The 2,484-nt window shown below is 68.4% G+C and carries 2 protein-coding genes and 2 pseudogenes; 2 read left to right on the top strand and 2 right to left on the bottom strand.

The features are described 5' to 3' along the window. Positions 1 to 180 (top strand): annotated as a pseudogene (locus D3872_RS04890) (histone deacetylase family protein); the annotation flags it as partial. A 180-nt stretch (positions 181 to 360) separates the two neighbouring features. After that, positions 361 to 1,248 carry a hypothetical protein gene (locus tag D3872_RS04885; protein ID WP_119809738.1) on the top strand — a complete coding sequence of 296 codons (888 nt, stop codon included), beginning with the start codon at positions 361 to 363 and terminating at the stop codon, positions 1,246 to 1,248. Here the strand turns inward: D3872_RS04885 and D3872_RS25205 are convergent. Together D3872_RS25205 and D3872_RS04875 are read right to left on the bottom strand one after the other, a co-directional pair. Continuing rightward, positions 1,232 to 2,038 (bottom strand): hypothetical protein, encoded by an 807-nt coding sequence (locus D3872_RS25205; RefSeq protein WP_147373795.1) that lies wholly within the window; start codon positions 2,036 to 2,038, stop codon positions 1,232 to 1,234. The two genes, D3872_RS04885 and D3872_RS25205, sit on opposite strands and share 17 nt — an antisense overlap. Further along, a pseudogene (locus tag D3872_RS04875) lies at positions 2,028 to 2,484 on the bottom strand (hypothetical protein); the annotation flags it as partial. The gene D3872_RS25205 and the pseudogene D3872_RS04875, both read right to left, overlap by 11 nt.

The raw sequence follows: 2,484 nt of genomic DNA, 5'->3' as shown, positions 1-2,484 counted from the left end.
GACATCGGCGAGATGGGCCTGGTCGAGGCGGACTACGCCTGGATCACCCAGCAGGTGATGGCGGTCGCCAAGCAGTACGCGCAGGGCCGCATCGTCAGCTGCCTGGAAGGCGGCTATAACCTGTCGGCGCTGGCGCGCAGCGCGGTGGCCCACATCAAGGCGTTGGCCGAACTCGACTGAGTCTGGCGTTTTGTCTCCATAAAATCACATTCCTGCCGTTCTCGAGCGTTCGGATTGACACGAATAAATCCGCTCGGTAAATTCATTGTTGACCAGTAGCACGGTCGTTCTATTTTTACCCATCCCGCATCGCCCGTCTCACCGTTTTTTCATCCGGCGTTCCCACACAAGGAGAATTAAATGAGTCGATTCACGCGCATTTTCGTTACGCTTTTCGTCCTGTCGCTTACCGCGGTATCAGGCTTCGCCAGCGCCACCAACTACACCCTCTGGATCAACGGCCGCACCGGCGGCGGCGTGGTCGGCAACTACAACAGCTTTACCTACTGGGGCCCGGACACGACGGCCGCGGGCATCAACAAGAAATCGGTGAACTGGGACGGCTACAACAGCATCTCCTCGCAGAACGGCAAGATCCGCGACGCGCTCGACTGCTTCTGCACGGGCCCCAACTGGTGCTACGTCGCCACCCACAGCGCGGGCGACCTGATGATGGGCTACACCCTGGCCAACTACGGCGCCTCCTCGCGCCTGAAGAAAAACGCCAGCCCCAATTCGGCCGGGGTATGCGGCAATTCGGACGGCACTTCGCAGACGGGATGGAACATCAAGTGGGTGCGCGCGGCATCGGGCGCGGGCGGCGGCTCGGAGCTGTCGGACGCCGGTTCCTGGGCGGTGTCGGAACCGCTGGTCAAGGACCTCAAGACCACCACCGCGCGCGCGATGTACAACCATAACAACACGGCCAACGTGTGGTTCTACATGTACGCCGGCGCCAAGGGCACGCTGTACTCGGGCATCCTGCCGGGCCAGGACGACGAGGCGGTCGCCTACCACAGCACCGGCGGCGTGGCGGGCAGCTCGGGTGGCTCCTACTGCAACCCGAGCGACTGGTTCTGCAACGACCTGACCCTCGGCACCGCGGCCAACGAAGGCGGCAGCGCCAAGTGGAGCTTCCACTCGGTCTCCTTCCGCGACGATAACGAGAGCCATAACCACTACGCCAACGGCAACTGGGGCGGCATCGTCGGCGTGGTGCGCACGGCGGTGGTCAACAGTGCCAACTAAGCGCTCGACGCTTGCATGGGCGGCAGCCGGCATCGCCGCCGCGGCGGTGCTGGCGCTGGCCTTGTGGCCCGCCAGCGGCGGCGAGACTACTGCCGCCGGCGCGGCTGCGGCGGCGCCGCAGGCCGCGCAGGCAGCTGCGACTGCACCCGGGCCGGGTGGCCCTGCCATCCCGCCGCCCGCCGGCGAACGGCAAGAACGCCTGCGGCTGCTGACGGAGCAGGTGCGGCATGCGGACCATACCTGGTGCAGCTATGCCGCCAGCACCGTCTACCCGCTGGCGCCGGGTGACGCGCGCGCACCGGCCTGGTGACACCACCGGCAGCCCGCCCCTGCGGGTCGAGGCCGCGCGAAACGCCGCCGCCTCGCCGGCCACCGACCGCGCGACTGCGAGGTCTGCACCAGCACCGCGGGTCGGTGGCCGGCGGCCGCGTTCGAAGCGCCATCGGGGGCTCGGCCCGGCCGGTTGGGTCACCAGGCCGGTCGCGCGCGGCTCACCCGGCGCCAGCGGGTAGACGGTGCTGGCGGCATAGCTGCACCAGGTATGGTCCGCATGCCGCACCTGCTCCGTCAGCAGCCGCAGGCGTTCTTGCCGTTCGCCGGCGGGCGGCGGGATGGCAGGGCCACCCGGCCCGGGTGCAGTCGCAGCTGCCTGCGCGGCCTGCGGCGCCGCCGCAGCCGCGCCGGCGGCAGTAGTCTCGCCGCCGCTGGCGGGCCACAAGGCCAGCGCCAGCACCGCCGCGGCGGCGATGCCGGCTGCCGCCCATGCAAGCGTCGAGCGCTTAGTTGGCACTGTTGACCACCGCCGTGCGCACCACGCCGACGATGCCGCCCCAGTTGCCGTTGGCGTAGTGGTTATGGCTCTCGTTATCGTCGCGGAAGGAGACCGAGTGGAAGCTCCACTTGGCGCTGCCGCCTTCGTTGGCCGCGGTGCCGAGGGTCAGGTCGTTGCAGAACCAGTCGCTCGGGTTGCAGTAGGAGCCACCCGAGCTGCCCGCCACGCCGCCGGTGCTGTGGTAGGCGACCGCCTCGTCGTCCTGGCCCGGCAGGATGCCCGAGTACAGCGTGCCCTTGGCGCCGGCGTACATGTAGAACCACACGTTGGCCGTGTTGTTATGGTTGTACATCGCGCGCGCGGTGGTGGTCTTGAGGTCCTTGACCAGCGGTTCCGACACCGCCCAGGAACCGGCGTCCGACAGCTCCGAGCCGCCGCCCGCGCCCGATGCCGCGCGCACCCAC

Origin of the sequence: Massilia cavernae, assembly GCF_003590855.1 — a bacterium.
Classification (GTDB): domain Bacteria; phylum Pseudomonadota; class Gammaproteobacteria; order Burkholderiales; family Burkholderiaceae_D; genus Telluria_A; species Telluria_A cavernae.
This window is presented reverse-complemented; position numbering and strand designations above follow the sequence as displayed.

Excerpts from the sequence above, each read along its gene's own strand:
- D3872_RS04885 (WP_119809738.1), top strand. The coding sequence starts at position 361 with ATGAGTCGATTCACGCGCATTTTCGTTACGCTTTTCGTCCTGTCGCTT.